General features: G+C 60.2%; 13 protein-coding genes. 10 read left to right on the top strand and 3 right to left on the bottom strand.

The genetic code is table 11. The features are described from left to right. Positions 1-10: 10 nt before the first annotated feature. The 10 genes from AACH87_RS00065 to AACH87_RS00020 all read left to right on the top strand — a co-directional run bounded on the left by AACH87_RS00065 (position 11) and on the right by AACH87_RS00020 (position 11134). Positions 11-1558, top strand: a complete 1548-nt coding sequence (locus tag AACH87_RS00065; RefSeq protein ID WP_338796654.1) for a class I SAM-dependent DNA methyltransferase — start codon at positions 11-13, stop codon at positions 1556-1558. Then, entirely contained in the window at positions 1558-2736 is a 1179-nt protein-coding gene (locus AACH87_RS00060) for a restriction endonuclease subunit S (protein WP_338796653.1), read from the top strand. Before AACH87_RS00065 ends, AACH87_RS00060 begins: the two co-directional genes overlap by 1 nt. A gap of 21 nt (positions 2737-2757) precedes the next feature. Next, positions 2758-4470, top strand: a complete 1713-nt coding sequence (locus tag AACH87_RS00055; protein ID WP_338796652.1) for an AAA family ATPase — start codon at positions 2758-2760, stop codon at positions 4468-4470. After that, positions 4467-5447: a hypothetical protein gene (locus AACH87_RS00050; RefSeq protein ID WP_338796651.1), complete on the top strand. Its 981-nt coding sequence runs from the start codon at positions 4467-4469 to the stop codon at positions 5445-5447. The genes AACH87_RS00055 and AACH87_RS00050 overlap by 4 nt, the downstream gene beginning before the upstream one ends. A gap of 34 nt (positions 5448-5481) precedes the next feature. Next, positions 5482-7239 (top strand): ATP-binding protein, encoded by a 1758-nt coding sequence (locus AACH87_RS00045; RefSeq protein WP_338796650.1) that lies wholly within the window; start codon positions 5482-5484, stop codon positions 7237-7239. A 316-nt stretch (positions 7240-7555) separates the two neighbouring features. After that, positions 7556-8053, top strand: coding sequence for a TIR domain-containing protein (locus AACH87_RS00040; RefSeq protein ID WP_338796649.1), 498 nt, complete (start codon positions 7556-7558; stop codon positions 8051-8053). 221 nt (positions 8054-8274) lie between these two features. Then, positions 8275-8649, top strand: coding sequence for a TIR domain-containing protein (locus AACH87_RS00035; RefSeq protein ID WP_338796648.1), 375 nt, complete (start codon positions 8275-8277; stop codon positions 8647-8649). 19 nt (positions 8650-8668) lie between these two features. Next, the gene (locus tag AACH87_RS00030; RefSeq protein WP_338796647.1) at positions 8669-9811 is read left to right on the top strand and encodes a toll/interleukin-1 receptor domain-containing protein; all 1143 of its coding nucleotides are present in this window, start codon (positions 8669-8671) and stop codon (positions 9809-9811) included. A 2-nt stretch (positions 9812-9813) separates the two neighbouring features. Further along, positions 9814-10425, top strand: coding sequence for a hypothetical protein (locus AACH87_RS00025; protein WP_338796646.1), 612 nt, complete (start codon positions 9814-9816; stop codon positions 10423-10425). Positions 10426-10540: 115 nt separating this feature from the next. Beyond that, positions 10541-11134, top strand: a complete 594-nt coding sequence (locus tag AACH87_RS00020) for a TIR domain-containing protein (protein WP_338796645.1) — start codon at positions 10541-10543, stop codon at positions 11132-11134. A gap of 187 nt (positions 11135-11321) precedes the next feature. On the opposite strand, the gene gyrB is transcribed toward AACH87_RS00020, so the two are convergent. The 3 genes from gyrB to dnaA all read right to left on the bottom strand — a co-directional run bounded on the left by gyrB (position 11322) and on the right by dnaA (position 16875). After that, positions 11322-13964: a DNA topoisomerase (ATP-hydrolyzing) subunit B gene (gene gyrB / locus AACH87_RS00015; RefSeq protein ID WP_338796644.1), complete on the bottom strand. Its 2643-nt coding sequence runs from the start codon at positions 13962-13964 to the stop codon at positions 11322-11324. A 175-nt stretch (positions 13965-14139) separates the two neighbouring features. Further along, positions 14140-15258, bottom strand: a complete 1119-nt coding sequence (dnaN, locus tag AACH87_RS00010) for a DNA polymerase III subunit beta (protein ID WP_338796643.1) — start codon at positions 15256-15258, stop codon at positions 14140-14142. A gap of 144 nt (positions 15259-15402) precedes the next feature. Then, on the bottom strand, positions 15403-16875 hold the full coding sequence (dnaA, locus tag AACH87_RS00005; RefSeq protein WP_338796642.1) for a chromosomal replication initiator protein DnaA: 1473 nt from the start codon (positions 16873-16875) through the stop codon (positions 15403-15405).

Here is a 16875-nt window from a genome sequence, read left to right as displayed (position 1 = left end):
AGGACACACCATGATCACAGGGCCCCTCAAGAGCCGCATCGACAGCCTCTGGACCGACTTCTGGACCGGCGGCATCACCAACCCGCTGACGGTGATCGAGCAGATCACCTTCCTGATGTACAGCCGCCTGCTGGACATGAAGGAGCGTGCCGATGAGAAGCGAGCCTCGCTCACCAACCAACCCTTTGCCCGGCGCTTTGGTGAGGATGAGCAGGACTGCCGCTGGGAAACCTGGCGCCACTATGGCAGCGAGAAGATGCTGCCCCATGTGCGCGACCGCGTGTTCCCGCACTTCCGCCGCCTGGCTGAGCGCAGCACCGGCGCCAACAGCATGTTTGCCTCCTTCATGAAGGACGCGCAGCTGATGATCCAGAAGGAGACCCTGCTGACCAAGGCCGTGGCGGCCGTGGGCGACCTGCCCCTGGAGCGGGGTGACACCAAGGGCGACCTCTACGAGTACCTGCTCAGCAAGCTCACCACCGCCGGCATCAACGGCCAGTTCCGCACGCCGCGGCACATCATCCGCCTGATGGTGGAGCTGATGCAGCCCCAGCCCACTGATCGCATCTGCGACCCCTCCTGCGGCACCGCCGGCTTCTTGGTCGAGGCTTACGACTACCTGCTGCGTGAGCACACCAGCGAGGCAGGCAAGCATGTGGAGCTGGTTGACGGCGAGGAGCACATCACCTACAGCGGTGACTTGCTCGCCCAGCAGGGCTATCGTGCGCATGTGGACAGCAACATGTTCCACGCCTACGACTTCGACGCCACCATGCTGCGCATCGCCAGCATGAACCTGGTGATGCACGGCGTGGCCGAACCCGATGTGCACTACCAGGACACGCTGAGCCAGAGCTTCGAAGAGCGCCACCCCAAGGGCTCCAAGGGCGCCTTCGACCTCGTCCTGGCCAACCCACCGTTCAAAGGCAGCTTGGACGAGCAGGACGTGGCACCGGACCTGCTGCGCGTGGTCAAGACCAAGAAAACCGAGCTGCTCTTCATAGCGCTCATCCTGCGCATGCTCAAGGTCGGCGGCCGCAGCGCCACCATCGTGCCGGACGGCGTGCTGTTCGGCTCCAGCAAGGCCCATGTGCAGCTGCGCCAGCACCTCATCGAAAACAACCAGCTGGAGGCGGTGATCTCGCTGCCCTCCGGTGTGTTCAAGCCCTACGCAGGCGTCTCCACCGCGATCATCATCTTTGCCAAGGGTGGCAAAACGGAGAACGTGTTCTTCTACGACGTGCAGTCGGATGGCTTCACTCTGGATGACAAACGACTGCCTGAGCCCGATGGCACAAGTGACTTGCCGGATGTGCTGGCTAGGTACAGGCAGTGGTGCGAAGGAACAGGCAACTTCGGCGACCGCACCGCGCAGGCTTTTGAGGTGCCGCCCGAAGAGATACGTGCTCAGGGTTTCGACCTTTCCATCAATCGATACAAGGAGCAGTTGATCAGGCCCAAGAACCACGTCCGGCCGGGAGACATCCTTGAATCGTTGCGCGCGCTCGAAGTGCAGATCATGAACGACATCAGCGAAATCACGGAGCTGATGAAGTGATGCGACGGCACTACCGGCTTGATGCGCTGTGTGACATTCGCAGTGGAGGCACCCCACCTAGGTCTTCAAGCGCCAACTATGGCGGCGACTTCCCGTGGGCCAAGATTGACGATCTGAACGTCGAGAGCGGGGTCGTATCGTCCACAAAAGAGTACATCACCGAGATCGGCCTGCAGTCGATCCGTGGTCGTCTTTTTGAGCCAGGCACGCTGCTGTTTGCGATGTATGGCTCTGTCGGAAAGATGGCGTGGGCAGGAGTGCGCCTAGCAACAAACCAAGCCATTCTGGGCATATCGGTTTTGGAGCCTCAGAAGCTGGCACCAAGTTATCTCAAGCACTGGCTCGCCTCAAAGCAGGCAGACTTTGATCGAGACGCAAACGGCGTCACACAAAAGAATCTCTCGGCAGGCTACGTCAGGGACCTTGAGATTGAGCTTCCGCCCATCGAAGAGCAGAAACGCATCGCCACCATCCTAGACAAGGCCGACAGCCTGCGCCGCAAGCGCCAGGAGGCGATTCGCCTGGCGGATGAGCTTCTGAGGGCGACGTACCTGGATGTGGCGCAGCGCAATCCGACCAGAGCGCCGTTGGAGTCCTTGCTTGCTGACGTGCAAAACGCTGCTCGTACCGGCCCGTTTGGCAGCCAGTTGCTGGTATCCGAGTTCACGGAATCCGGTATCCCCGTTCTTGGCATAGACAACGTCGTCTCGAATGCGTTCACATGGGCCGCACCTCGGTTCATCTCCGCCGACAAGTACGCGGAGCTTGAGCGCTACACGGTCAGGCCAGGCGATGTGATGGTCACCATCATGGGAACCACCGGTCGAGTCGCCATTGCACCCGATGATCTGCCGACCTGCATCAGTACCAAGCACCTCTGCACGCTCACGCTTGACCGAAAGAAGATGCTCCCGACGTATCTCTGGGCCTGCCTGCGCTGGGACCCTGAAGTCCGCGCCCAGACTCGCCGTGAGGCCAAGGGCGCCATCATGGAAGGTTGGAACATGGGCATCGTCAAGGGTCTGCTGGTCAATGTGCCGCCTGTGGACGTGCAACTGAAGTTCGAAGAGATTGCGGGCGCCGTCAAGCGCATGAGTTCAGCGCAAGCCCTTGCAGCAAAGGGAACTGACGAACTGATGGCCTCACTGTCCGCGAAGTACCTTGAGCCGAAGTCCTAAACAACGCCTGCCCACGGAACCATGTCATCGCTGATCAAGTCGCTATCGCTCAAGAACTTCAAGGGATTCTCGGAGGAGGTCCGTATCGAGCTGCGCCCCATCACCTTGCTGTTTGGCGCGAACAGCGCTGGCAAGAGCAGCTTGCTACAAGCCCTGCAGTTAGTGCGAGAGATCCTGGAGCGAGGCGACCCCAATGTTGATCGGACGCGGCAGGGTGGAGACACCATCGACCTCGGTGGCTTCCGCAACTTCGTGCACAAACGCGATCTCACTCGCGAGGTCACGATCTGTGTGGAGATGGAACTTGGCGACGAGGCCATCCCTGAGTTCTTCGAGGACGCGATCGAAGATCGCTCAGATGTCGATGCCGAGGTTTGGCGCTTCCATGAAACGCTGGACTTGATCCGCAATCAAGTCCAGCGCGTGGCGGTCCAATTGAAACTCAGCTGGAGTGAGTTTCAGCAGCGGGCCGTCGTGAGCGGATACCAAGTCGACTTCAACGGCACGTGGTGTGTGGAGGTCAAAACTGATTCCGGCGGCGGCAGACCTCAACTCCGTCTGAACGCCGGCCACCCGATCTTCCTTGCCGACGAAGTCGAAGGCGACGCGTTGTTCAGTGAACTTGCGGCATGGTTCCGTCCCGGTCTACCAGGAAATTTTTTCCGCGCTGAGCTCGGCATGAGCACAGACGATTTCGAGGAAAGTGAGGTTGAGGAACCGATTCCCAATTCGGTGCTGCTGGCCGCGTTGGAGGTCGTTCGTGGCTCATATGCCGACAGCCCCAATCCTGGCTACGCGACCTGGCTACGAGATTTCCAATCCGCGCTCCCGTCCCTGGACAAGCCAATACTGATACCGGCAGGCCGACCGGAGACTGCTTCGAATGTGTTCGTCTTACAGGAGTTCTCGGCCTTCATGTCCTGGCTTCTCATCGGACCTGCACGGCTCTTGCGGGACCAGCTGCGCAAGTCGCGCTACCTTGGACCGTTGCGCCGCATTCCACCGCGCGACTTTGACGTAGCACTCAGCAAGACTGAGGCCGCTTGGTCGGACGGCATGGCGGCATGGCAGGCGCTAATGGCCGACCAGGGAGGCTTGGCAAACGCCTGTGGCACCTGGATGAGTGACGCGCAGAAGCTAGCCACCGGATACACCGTCGAGCGCAAGGTCGTAAGGGAGTTCGACGTTTCGGGTTCGAAGCCCAAGCCCTTGGGTAGGGAGCGGCAGCGCCTGGCGCTGGTAGATGCAGACGGACAGCGGCATCTCCCGCAGGACGTCGGCGTGGGCATCTCCCAGGTATTGCCGGTGGTGGTCGCCGCACAAGACCGATTCGCCAGCTTGGTGAGCATCGAGCAACCCGAGCTGCATATCCATCCGGCGGTACAGGTCGGCTTGGGCGACTTGTTCATCGACGGGGTACTGAACAAGGGCCTGTCGTTCCTGATTGAGACGCACAGCGAGCATCTGGTGATGCGCCTTCAGCGACGCCTGCGCGAGCAGATGGCCGGTGAAGCGTCGCCAGAGACGGAGCCCCTTGATCCCAAAGACGTGAGCTTCGTCTACCTGGGCCGCGACCATTCTGGTTGCGTCAGGGCATCTCACATTGGGCTCACTGAGCAAGGCAAGTTCGATGCGCCCTGGCCGAACGGCTTCTTTGCCGAGCGAGCAGCTGAAGTCCTGCCTTCGGCCATGCGCGCGCAGCTGGAGGCCCGTCGCAAGGGAGAGGCGCAGTGATTTACGAGTACGCAATTGATCCCGACCTGGTGAAGGATTGGGTTCTGGATCGAGATGTCGGGCTGGCACCGCAATTCGGCCTCGACCACCGCCGAATCGTCTCGGACGTAGCGGAGAACTGGGTCGGCGAGGTCTATGGCGCGCTGCTGAGTCACTTCAACTGGGATAACACCGATCCTGAGTTCATCGATGCTGAGCAATTCATGTCGGCATTGATGGAGTTCCTTCGACAAAGTACGAGCCGCGGAACACGTCGTACTGCTCAGCCGTGGATGGACCAAGTCCTACGAGCTCACAGGGATGAAGCGTTTCACGCAATTCTTTCTCGTGAGCCGGTACAGGAGTGCGAGGCAGCGATAACGCCCGAAGTCACGCGCGACCTGCGAAACCCTCGGTGGTACTTGCCGACCGTCGACGTTACAAAGAAGACGGCAGCAGCGCTCGCCCAGCAACTGGCCCCACTGCTACGCCTTGCGAGCCGGATCATCCTCATTGACCCGTACTTCAAGGCCGACAGCCCTGGGTACCGAGAGGTCCTTTCTGCGCTCCTACAAACAGCCCTGAACACACGAGCAGCCGGCAGAGCTTTGCCTTCGGTGACGCTCATCTCTGGTGTTGCGGACCGAGATCGAGAAGCCTCTGTCAGGCCGCGAGCGGAGCAACTGCTAAACGAGGCCAGACACAGGTGTGGCATGGCGTTGGAGCGGCTTGGCGCAGCTGTACCGAAAGGCATGTCCGTCACCTTTCAGTGTGCTGCGGCTTTTGCAGACGGCGATGAGCTGCACAACCGCTACCTGCTGACGGACGTTGGCGGTGCAAGTCTCCCGTACGGTACGCACCCAGCGGGCGAAAGGGTCTACGACGACATCACGCCCTTATTTGAGGGGCAGTACAGGGCGCGCTGGAAGCAGTACAGCAAGGCGGAAGGTCTCAACGTTATAGGCGATCCGGTTGTAGTGCGGGGCCTTCTCGGATAGGAACACTGACTACAAATCTTCAGGGAGGAAGACGATGACAGCAAAGACTGCTCGCTTTCAAGTGGATTCCAGGTTGGCCCGGCTGCTGAGCCAGGAATACCCGTCGACGGAGAAGGCACTCAAGGAACTGGTCGACAACGCATGGGATGCAGACGCCGAGAACGTCTGGATCTCGCTGCCTGCACCGATGACGGATGCGCCCATCGTCATTGCGGATGATGGGTCGGGCATGACACGAGCCGAGCTCGAATCACATTACTTGGCCATCGCGCGGGATCGCCGCGAGCACCGCGGTGAGCGGACGGCAGGCAAGCAGCGGCTTGTGAAGGGCCGCAAGGGCATCGGCAAGTTCGCCGGCCTGATGGCTGCGGCGGAGATGACGCTCGAGACGCGCACACGGGGCACGCTGAGCCGCTTCACGCTGCGCATGAGAGATCTGGCGGGCGTCGAAGACATCGAGCACTTGCCGATCCAGATCGAGACCGAACGCTGCGCTCCGGAGCTGCACGGCACCACCATCACACTTCAATCCCTGCATGGCGAGCTTGCGTTCCCTGATGCGAGCCGGATGCGGCAGGTGCTGATCTTCGAGTACGGGCGCGCCGTGGACTTCGCTGTCCATGTCGACAGCAAGCTGCTGGGTGTCGATGATGTCGTCGGCACCTACACCGACGAGAGTCTGGAGGTGCCCGGGGTCGGTTCCGTTCAGCTTCGATTCGCGATTGCTGACGAGCGCTCGGCGCAGCGGCAAGCTGGCATCGTCTTGCGTGTTGACGGCAAGGTGGTCGGCAAGCCGTCCTTCTTCGGTCTGGAAGAGCGCGAGGACTTTCCACAGAAGCTGAAGTCAAAGCTCTACGGCGAGGTGCAAGCCGATGGCTTGCGCGACCATGTCACGGCAGGCTGGGACAGCGTGATCGAGAACAGCAGCCTGTTGTTGGCGGTGACCGAGCAGATCCAACCCATCCTGATTGCGGCCTATAAGGAGCGGTACAGCCGCGAGATCCAGCTGGCCCAGGCGCGGGTCACCCGGGCCATCAAGGACAGGTTGGCGGCGATGCCAGAGCATCGCCGGGAGTTTGCTGACCAAGCCGTACGACGTGTGCTTGAACGGTTCTATGGTGAGGAGCCCAGCAAGCTGGAGCAGTACGTGCATGTGCTGCTCGATGCCATTGAACACGCGGAGTACGGCGCCGTCCTGTCGCACATCCATGACGCCGCAAGGAAGGACGTGGTCGCCATCTCGGCAGCGCTGGACGAGTTCGGCATGGCCGACATGGCCACCTTGGTCACCCAGGCCAAAGCGCGTACGCAGTTTCTCGATGAGCTTGAGGAACTTGCGCGAAATCCGGCCACTCGCGAGGCCGAGATGCACAAGGCGATTGAGCGCAACCTGTGGATCCTGGGGCCGACGTACACCTTCTTCCGTTCCAACCAGACCCTCAGGCGCACGGTAGAGGATGCCTTGGGCCGCAAGTACACCGGTGACAAGGCGAAGGAGCGTCCCGACCTGCTGCTCAACGAGGACTTGAACGGCGCCTGCCTGCTGATTGAGTTCAAGCGCCCGTCGCACCCGCTGAACCACGACGACTACATCCAGGCCATCAGCTACAGGCACGAGCTGCGAAAGCACATGAACAAGCCCATCAAGGTTTTGGTGATGGGTGGCGGTCGGTCAGCGGACTTTCCCGACGAGCGGCGGGAGCCGGATGTGGAGGTGGCGACGTTCGCTGACGCCATCGCATCGGCCCGCCGCTCGGTGGACTGGCAGCTTTCGGTTCAGGCGGGTGGCTGACGGCTAATGGGCAAGGCTGAGGGGCGCACGCCTAAGTTGCGTGGCCACGGTCCGCGCAGCTTCAAGATGTCTTTGCAGGACGCACACCACAAGTCGTCATTGGCACGGGATAAACATCTGCGACCAGAAATATTTTTGTGATTGCGAAAGAAAATTGTATGCATGAAGGAGGTGTCGCGCGCTAAGCCATTGATTCATATGGAATTGCACGTTGGCACGACGCTCGCATTTGTAGTGGTATGGGCGCCGACTGGCTGGCCGCCCGAGAGGTGGCCGGGTCGGCTGCGTTCAAGTTCATTTAAAACTGGAGATCAATATGACACGTCGAGTTTTCTATAGCTTCCACTACACCCCTGACAACTGGCGTGCCTCCCAGGTACGCAACATTGGGGCGATCGAGGGTAACCAACCCGCCAAGGACAACGATTGGGAGACCATCACGAAGGGTGGTGACAAGGCCATTGAGAAGTGGATCGCTGATCAGATGGATGGCCGCAGCTGCGTGGTGGTGCTGATTGGCTCGGGCACAGCCAAACGCAAGTGGATCAATCATGAAATCGTGAAGGCATGGAACGATGGCAAGGGCATCCTCGGTGTCCATGTCCACAACCTGAAGAACAGCGATGGCACGACCAGCACGAAGGGCGCGAACCCGTTCGACCACGTGACTTTGAAGTCGACTGGTGCGAAGCTGTCCACCGTGGTGAAAACCTACGATCCGCCGGGGTCCAGCAGCACCGATGTCTATGCCCACATCAAGGCGAATCTGGAGTCTTGGATCGAAGCAGCGATTGCCAGCAGAACCAAGAAATGAGGCGTTGCGAGGCAAGCACCAAGAGCGGTAGGCGCTGCCTGAACGCCGCTCGGTCAGGGAGCGACTACTGCCGTACCCATGATGGCCAAGTATCAGATGGAAGTGTCGCCGCCGCCGCGATGGGTGCTTTGGTGGGACATGCCGTGCTTCCGGGAATCGGTGGCGCGTTGCTCGGCGGCGCAACTGCATCGATCGCAAGACAGTTTCTCAGGGAGAGTCGGGTGAGTAAGAAGAAGGTTTTCGTCAGTTTCGACTTCGACAACGATCGAGTCCTAAAGGACTTCATCATCGGACAGGCGCGTCTCGCAGACTCCCCATTCGAGGTCGTCGACCATTCTCTCAAGGAGGCCGCTCCAGAACCTGAATGGCCCAAGAAGGCACGAGCGGCGATCAAGCGCTCGGAGCTCGTCTTGGTCATGGTCGGCCGTCACACGCACAAAGCGCAGGGTGTCCTGAAAGAAGTGGTGATGGCTCGCGAAGAAGGCGTGCCGATCGTTCAGATCATTGGATACAAGGACGGGAACTACACCGCCGTTTCGAACGCCGGACGGCTATATTCGTGGAACTGGGACAACCTCAAGCGCCTGCTCGCTTGAAACGATTCGATCTCGCGATATGACTACACCGATCTACGAACTGGCCCTGATGGGGGATCCAACAGACGACCAGGCTGCTGCAGTGGTCAAGGAGATTGAACAAGCCCTTACTGCGTTCGGGCTACGGCTAGGGTTCGATGTAGGGCTAAACATTCGCCCTCGCACCTTCGCGCCAAGCAACCGCACTTCGGCAGCCGCAGCATTCTTCGGGTCGGAAGTCGCTTCGGCTATGGATGTCACCGCCTTGCTTTCTCGGGTAATGCCGGTGCTTCCCGTTGTGTCCTCCCTGACTCGAGTCAGAGCTGAGTTGCCAGCACAACTCTGGCCTATCAACTCCCTGGAGTACGGAGCTGCCGGCGCGAGACGAGTGGCCTCTGCGCTTCTGGAGTGCGCTGGCCTGCTGCCGCGCCAAAGGCGCATCTTTCTTAGCTATCGTCGTGACGAGGCAAGGCAGGCCGCGTTACAGCTGTTCGATGCGCTAAGTGCAAGGCTATTCGATGTCTTCCTCGACACCCACGCGATTGCGCCAGCGGAGGACTTTCAGTCAGCGCTCTGGCACCGGCTCTGCGACGCAGATGTCCTGCTGATGTTGGATACACCGACATACTTCGAGAGCCGCTGGACCAGCGCCGAGTTCGCCCGAGCTCTTGCCAAGGGCGTGGCGATACTTCGGGTTGAGTGGCCAGACATGACCCCGTCCATCCGCACAGCAACGACCAGCCGAGCGGAGTTGCTCGCCACAGAAATTGATGCGTCTACAGGGCACCTCGCAGTATCTGCTATCGAGCGCATCTGCACGCAAGTGGAGGCTGCCCGAAGTGAGGGGATCGCAGTTCGGCACGTGAATATGGTGGGACGCATTCGGAATGAGATAGAAATGATAGGGGGTCGGCTTCAAGGCGTAGGACCCCACAAGGCCGTCTATTTGCAGTTGCCAGACGGACGCGACGTCGTGGCATACCCGACTATTGGGGTTCCCACCTCCGTGACTTTGCATGACGCTACAACTCATGCCGGGGATAACCCGCCAGCCGTCGTCTACGACCATGTTGGGCTATTGCCGTCGTGGGTCAAGCACATCGACTGGTTGGGTGAGCATGTCAAGACCGCAAGATGGGTCAAGGCGTGTGAAGCCGGCTGGCAATTTGCTGATTGGACGTAACCATGGATGCGATCTTCCTATCCGCAAGCGTACCAGTCGTTGGTCGGGGCAACTATCACGAGACGGCAAACCCGTTTCTGATTCAGTGCGCAGTCCGGGAACTAGTGATATCAGTGATTCGCACACATCGCATCGTGTGGGGTGGGCATCCCTCCATTACGCCGATGATCTGGAGCATTTGTGAGGATCTGGATGTGAACTACGCCGACTCGGTAGTGCTCTACCAAAGCCACTTCTTCAAGGACAGATTTCCAGAAGAGAACGCTCGATTCGGTAATACTGTTTTTACGGATGCGGTGCCAGATGATCGTGATGCGAGTCTGTCCCTTATGCGTCAAACGATGCTTTCCCGCGAAGACCTCGTCGGTGCAGTGCTCATTGGGGGCATGGACGGCGTTGAAGCAGAGTTGGCACTGTTTCAGCAGCACCACCCGAACGCTTTCGTCTTGCCAGTAGCTGCTGCTGGTGGTGCTGCTCGAGAGATTGCGCTACGTGTCGCAGGGGCACACCAAGTGGACATCGATGATGTCGACTTTGCTAGCCTCTTTCATCGAGCTATCGACCGTAAACCCCCAGTGAATCGTCCGAGAGGCACTCGGCCCCGTGGTGCGTAGTTCGAGTGCAAATTTCCACAATATAGGTGCACTGAACAAGCTGTGATGCCGTCTACAGCTCTAGCAGCACAGCAGCAGGCACCAATATTCTCGAAGCCGAGGAGTCAGTAGAGCTATGGCCTACTTCACAAAATCAGAGGCGCGCACCGCTGCAGCGAGAAGTCGTGGCTTACAGAAGAGTTTCGGGTCGAATCCGGGGCGAGTTCTGAAAGAGTCGGTGACTGCGGCTACTGCTGCCGACAGGTTCGATGTCTTCCTTTCGCATTCGATCGCCGATGCCGAAATCGTGCTTGGAATCAAACAACTTCTGGAGGAAAACGGACTCAAAGTCTACGTGGACTGGGTTGAGGACGCGCTGCTGGATCGCCGTGCGGTGACAAAGGAGACCGCCGCAGTTCTGCGGCAACGGATGAGGCAATCAAAGTCGCTCATCTATTTGTCGAGCGGCAACTCAAGTTCGTCGAAGTGGATGCCTTGGGAACTGGGCTACTTCGATGGCTTCATGCCCGACGGCGTGCCCATCATGCCGGTCCTTGACAGTCAGACAGACACATTCAAGGGCCAGGAGTACATAGGCCTGTATCCAATCGTCCAAAAGGATACTTACAAGGACGGAAGACCAGACATCTTCGTCGAAGAGCTCGGCGTACGTTGGTCGACGCTAAAGAAGTTTGGTAGTGGTCAACCCGCCTGGGCAATGTACGGCTGATTCTCCGTAGACTCAACTTCGTGGGAAGAGCTGGACGGGGAGGATTGCTTGGCAGTTAAATCAATTGAATTGCAATCTCTCACCGAGCCTTAAGCTCACGATCCGTGTCGTGCTGCATAGGAGCGAGGCCTTATTGAAATTTGCAAGTACTAGGAATATTTGCAAGATCAATAAGAACCTACATATGTCAGACGTCAATATTCCCCGCCCGTAGCGCATTCGTCTCAATGAAATCCCGCCGCGGCTCCACCTCATCCCCCATCAGCATGGTGAACACGCGGTCGGCCTCGATGGCATCCTCGATCTGCACGCGCAGCAGGCGGCGCACGGTGGGGTCCATGGTGGTTTCCCACAGCTGCTCGGGGTTCATTTCGCCCAGACCCTTGTAGCGCTGGCGGGCGGTGGTGCGTTCGGCTTCGCTGATGAGCCAGGCCATGGCCTGGCGGAAGTCGGTCACTTTTTCTTCCTTGGCCTTGTCGCCTTCGCCGCGCTGGGCCTTGGCACCTTCGCCCAGCAGGCCGCGGAAGGTGTTGGCGGCTTCGGCCAGGGCGGCGTAGTCGGCTCCGTGCACAAAGTCTTGTGTGAGCACGCTGCTCTTGACGTTGCCGTGGTGGCGGCGGCTGATGCGCAGGATGGGTTTGTCGGTGCGCACGTCAAACTCGCCCGCCACTTCGGGGGGCACGCCGGTGGTGGAGAGTTCGGCCAGCTTGGCCTGCATGGCCACGGCGCTGGCTTCGGCTTCTGCCACGGTGTCTAGCTTCACTTCCACGCCATCGGCAATGGCGCGCAGGGCTTCCTGGTCCATGAAGGCGGAGAGGCGGGCGATGACGGCCTCGGCCGTCTGGTGCTTGCGGGCCAGTTCGGCCAGGGTGTCGCCGCTCAGTGTTTGCGGGTTGGCACCGCCGGTGGTCACGCTGGCGTGGTTCAGCGCAACGCGCAGCAAGAAGCTGTCGAGCGCGGGGCCGTCTTTGAGGTAAAGCTCTTCCTTGCCGTTCTTCACCTTGTACAGCGGTGGCTGGGCGATGTAGATGTGGCCGCGCTCCACCAGATCGGGCATCTGGCGGTAGAAGAAGGTGAGCAGCAGGGTGCGGATGTGGGCTCCGTCCACGTCCGCGTCGGTCATGATGATGATGCGGTGGTAGCGCAGCTTGGCGACGTCAAAGTCGTCCGCACCGCTCTTGCCGCTTTCGGCGCTGGCCTTGCCAATGCCGGTGCCCAGGGCGGTGATGAGGGTGACGATTTCCTGGCTGGAGAGCAGCTTTTCGTAGCGGGCTTTTTCTACGTTCAGGATCTTGCCGCGCAGGGGCAGGATGGCCTGGAACTTGCGGTCGCGGCCCTGCTTGGCAGAGCCACCGGCGGAGTCACCCTCCACGATGTAGATTTCGCACAGGGCGGGGTCTTTTTCCTGGCAGTCGGCCAGCTTGCCGGGCAGGCCCATGCCGTCGAGCACGCCTTTGCGGCGCGTCATTTCGCGGGCCTTGCGGGCGGCTTCGCGGGCGCGGGCGGCTTCAATGATCTTGCCGCACAAAATCTTGGCGTCGTTGGGGCGCTCTTCCAGGTAGTCGGTCAGCGTCTTGGCGACGATGTCTTCGACGGGCGCACGCACTTCGCTGGAGACGAGCTTGTCCTTGGTCTGGCTGCTGAACTTGGGCTCGGGCACCTTCACGCTCAGCACGCAGCACAGGCCTTCGCGCATGTCGTCACCGCTGACTTCCACCTTGGCCTTCTTGGCCAGTTCGTGGTCGGTGATGTATTTGCCGATGACGCGGGTCATGGCGGCGCGCAGGCCCGTCAGGTGGGTGCCGCCGTCGCGCTGGGGGATGTTGTTGGTAAAGCAGAGCACCTGCTCGCTGAAGCCATCGTTCCACTGCATGGCCACTTCCACACCGATTTCGGTGCCGGGAATGCCGCCGTAGCTGTCGGCTGGGCGGCTGCCGGTGGCGTAAAAGGCGGTGGGGTGCAGCACCTTCTTGTTGGCGTTGATGAAGTCCACAAAGCCCTTGACGCCGCCTGCGCCGGAGAAGTCGTCTTCCTTGCCGCTGCGCTCGTCCTTGAGGCGGATGCGCACACCGTTGTTCAAAAAGGCCAGCTCGCGCAGGCGCTTGGCCAGGATTTCGTAGTGGAACTCGTTGTTCTGCTGGAAGATTTCCGTGTCGGGCAGAAAGTGCACTTCGGTGCCGCGCTTTTCGGTCTGGCCGGTCACCTTCATGGGGCTGATTTCCACGCCGTCCACCGTCTCGATGAGGCGGTTTTGCACAAAGCCGCGTGCAAACTCGATCTGGTGCACCTTGCCCTCGCGGCGCACCGTCAGGCGCAGCCATTTGGAGAGCGCGTTCACGCAGCTCACACCCACGCCGTGCAAGCCGCCGGAGACCTTGTAGCTGTTCTGGTTGAACTTGCCGCCCGCGTGCAGTTCGGTCAGGGCAATTTCTGCGGCACTGCGCTTGGGCTCGTGCTTGTCGTCCATCTTCACGCCGGTGGGAATGCCGCGGCCGTTGTCGGTGACAGACAGGGAGTTGTCGGTGTGGATGGTGACGACGATGTCATCGCAGTGGCCCGCCAGGGCTTCGTCGATGGAGTTGTCCACCACCTCGAACACGAGGTGGTGCAGGCCGGTGCCGTCGCTGGTGTCACCGATGTACATGCCGGGGCGCTTGCGCACGGCTTCCAGGCCTTCCAGGATCTGGATGGCACCTTCGCCGTAGCCTTCAGACGCGCCGGGCTGGTTGGTGTCGATCTTCGGGGCTGCTGGGGCTGAGGACGTTGAAGGCTCACCAGTGCCGGTGGAGCCTGGCTCTGTGGGCTCGATGGGGGTGTTGTCAGCGGTCATGGTGGGCCTTGGGATCCGTGGAGGCCGGGTGGCCTCCCTGTTTGTCAATAGGAGTCAAAAATGCTTCTGGTGCTTATAGGATAAGCGCTGGAAGCTATTAAATTGATAGCGATACAGCTCGTTGCAAATGGTGATGCGGCACCCGCAGGTGCCGCATGTCGCCTCAGGTGGACGGTCAGATGCGCATCGGCATCACCACGTACTTGAACGAGTCGTTGTCGGGAATGGTCATCAGCGCGGAGCTGTTGCCGTCCTGCAGGTCGATCTTGACCATGTCCTGGCCCATGTTGGCCAGGGCGTCGATGAGATAGGTCACGTTGAAACCGATCTCGATGGTGTCGCCACCGTAGTCGATGTCGAGCTCGTCCACCGCCTCTTCCTGCTCGGCGTTGTTGGACGCCACACGCAGCGTGCCGGGCTCGATGTTCAGGCGCACGCCCTTGAACTTGTCGCTGGTCATGATGGCAGTGCGCTGCAGGCTGGCCAGCAGCGGCGCGCGGCCCAGGGTCACGCTGTTCTGGTGGTTCTTGGGGATGACGCGGTTGTAGTCAGGGAACTTGCCTTCCACCAGCTTGGTGACGAACTCCATGCCGCCAAAGGTGAACTTGGCCTGGTTGTTGGCAAACTGCATCTCGATGTGGGGCTGGTTCTCGCCGCCCGCGTCAGAAAGCAGGCGCTGCAGCTCAATCACGGTCTTGCGCGGCAGGATGACTTCCTGCTTGGGCACTTCCACATCCAGCGTGGCGCTCGCAAAGGCCAGGCGGTGACCGTCGGTGGCCACCAGGCTCAGGGTCTTGCCCTCTGCCACAAACAGAATGCCGTTGAGGTAGTAACGGATATCCTGCACGGCCATGGCAAACGACACCTGGCCCAGCAGATCCTTCAGCGTCTTTTGTGGCACTGCAAACACGGGGCCGAAGGCTGCGGATTCCTGCACCAGCGGGAAGTCCTCGGCTGGCAGGCTTTGCAGCGTGAAGCGGCTCTTGCCGCCCTTCAGAATCAGTTTGGACTGGCTCGACTCCAGACTCACGGTCTGGTCGCCGGGCATGGTTTTCAGGATGTCGATGAGCTTGCGCGCACCCACGGTGGTGGTGAAGTCGCCCGTGTCGCCACCCAGCTCAGCGGTGGTGCGGATCTGGATTTCGAGGTCGCTGGTGGTCAGCTGCAGTGCATTGCCCGTCTTGCGGATCAGCACGTTGGCCAGGATGGGCAGCGTATGGCGGCGCTCGACGATACCGGCGACCGATTGCAGAACTGCGAGAACCTTGTCTTGTGTTGCCTTCAGGACGATCATGTCATCAACCTCTTGTGGTTTTTAGGACGGTGCTGGAACAGCTGTGGCGCCCGTCGCGCCTCCCCCGTGCTGCACAGCACGCCATTTTGCCCGCGAACGGGGGCTGCAAAGATGTTTGTGGTGGGCGTGGGTTGCACGTCCGCCTCAACCCTTGAGCGTCTGCTCCAGCACATGCAGCTGCTGGTTCAGTTCGGTCAGCTGCTGGCGCTCGGCAGAGATCTTGCGCACCGCATGCAGCACGGTGGTGTGGTCACGCCCGCCAAACAATTCCCCAATCTCCGGCAGGCTTTTTTGCGTCAGTTCCTTGGCCAGGTACATCGCAATCTGGCGCGGGCGGGCAATGCTGGCCGGGCGCTTCTTGCTGTACATGTCGGCGACCTTGATCTTGTAGTAGTCGGCCACCGTTTTTTGAATGTTTTCCACAGAAATCTGTCGGTTCTGAATGGACAGCAGATCACGCAGCGCCTCGCGGGCGAGCTGGATGGAAATTTCCTTCTGGTTGAAGCGCGAGTACGCCAGGATTTTGCGCAGCGCACCTTCCAGTTCACGCACGTTGGAGCGCACGTTTTTGGCCACGAAGAAAGCAACTTCTTCGGGCATTTCGGTGGCTTCGGCGCGGGCTTTGTTGATCAAAATGGCCACGCGCATTTCCAGCTCAGGCGGCTCAATGGCCACTGTGAGGCCCGAATCAAAGCGCGATACCAGCCGCTCGTGGATGTTGGCCAAGCCCTTCGGATACGTGTCCGAAGTCATCACGATGTGGCTCTTTTTGGCCAGCAGGGCTTCAAAGGCGTTGAAGAATTCCTCCTGCGTGCGGTCTTTGTTGGCGAAGAACTGCACGTCGTCGATGAGCAGCAGGTCGAGCGAGTGGTAGCGCTCTTTGAACTCGTCAAAAGTGCGCCGCTGGTAGGCCTTGACCACGTCGGACACGAACTGCTCGGCGTGGATGTAGAGGATCTTGGCGTCGGGCTTGTCCTGCAGCAGGCGGTTGCCCACAGCGTGCACCAAGTGGGTTTTGCCCAGGCCCACGCCACCGTAGATGAACAGGGGGTTGTACAGATGCCCCGGCGTGCCTGCCACATGCATGGCGGCCGAGCGGGCCATGCGGTTGGCGGTACCTTCTACCAGGGTCTCAAACGTCAGTGCGGGGTTCAGGCGGTTGCGGAAAACGCCTGCCGAGCTTTCCTCGGCATTGCCACCCTGGCTTGCGCTGGTTTGGGTGGGCGCTGGCGCACCCCCATCAGGGTTGGAACCTTGCGATGTGTTGTGGGTAACCCCTTGTGGCGCGGTAACCGGGCGCACATAGGTGCGGGTGACGGCCTCACGCTGGGCAATGGCCAGCTCCAGCGTAACGGGCTGGCCGTAGAGGCCTTCCAGCAAGGCGGCAATGCGCCCCGCGTACTGGGCGCGAATCCAGTCCAGCTTGAAGCGGTTGGCAACGAGCAGCGTCACCTTGGAGAAGTCGTCTGCCACCTGGGCAACCAGGGGTTTGATCCAGGTGTTGAATTGCTGTTCGGGAAGGTCTTGGGCCAGCTGTTCGACACAGGCTTGCCAGAGGCCTTGGCCAGCATCTGAGCCCAGATTTGCATGGGGGTTGCGGGAGGGTTCCTCGGTCAT

Source organism: Acidovorax sp. DW039 (assembly GCF_037101375.1).
In the GTDB taxonomy this organism is placed as follows: Bacteria; Pseudomonadota; Gammaproteobacteria; order Burkholderiales; family Burkholderiaceae_C; genus Acidovorax.
The sequence above is the reverse complement of the archived record's forward strand: the minus strand, read 5'-3'. Positions and strand labels throughout refer to the sequence as shown.

Bases quoted from the DNA above. Each gene is read 5' to 3' on its own strand.
- AACH87_RS00065 (WP_338796654.1), top strand. From the start codon at position 11: ATGATCACAGGGCCCCTCAAGAGCCGCATCGACAGCCTCTGGACCGAC.
- AACH87_RS00060 (WP_338796653.1), top strand. From the start codon at position 1,558: ATGCGACGGCACTACCGGCTTGATGCGCTGTGTGACATTCGCAGTGGA.
- AACH87_RS00055 (WP_338796652.1), top strand. From the start codon at position 2,758: ATGTCATCGCTGATCAAGTCGCTATCGCTCAAGAACTTCAAGGGATTC.
- AACH87_RS00045 (WP_338796650.1), top strand. From the start codon at position 5,482: ATGACAGCAAAGACTGCTCGCTTTCAAGTGGATTCCAGGTTGGCCCGG.
- AACH87_RS00040 (WP_338796649.1), top strand. From the start codon at position 7,556: ATGACACGTCGAGTTTTCTATAGCTTCCACTACACCCCTGACAACTGG.
- AACH87_RS00030 (WP_338796647.1), top strand. From the start codon at position 8,669: ATGACTACACCGATCTACGAACTGGCCCTGATGGGGGATCCAACAGAC.
- AACH87_RS00025 (WP_338796646.1), top strand. From the start codon at position 9,814: ATGGATGCGATCTTCCTATCCGCAAGCGTACCAGTCGTTGGTCGGGGC.
- AACH87_RS00020 (WP_338796645.1), top strand. From the start codon at position 10,541: ATGGCCTACTTCACAAAATCAGAGGCGCGCACCGCTGCAGCGAGAAGT.
- gyrB (WP_338796644.1), bottom strand. From the start codon at position 13,964: ATGACCGCTGACAACACCCCCATCGAGCCCACAGAGCCAGGCTCCACC.
- dnaN (WP_338796643.1), bottom strand. From the start codon at position 15,258: ATGATCGTCCTGAAGGCAACACAAGACAAGGTTCTCGCAGTTCTGCAA.
- dnaA (WP_338796642.1), bottom strand. From the start codon at position 16,875: ATGACCGAGGAACCCTCCCGCAACCCCCATGCAAATCTGGGCTCAGAT.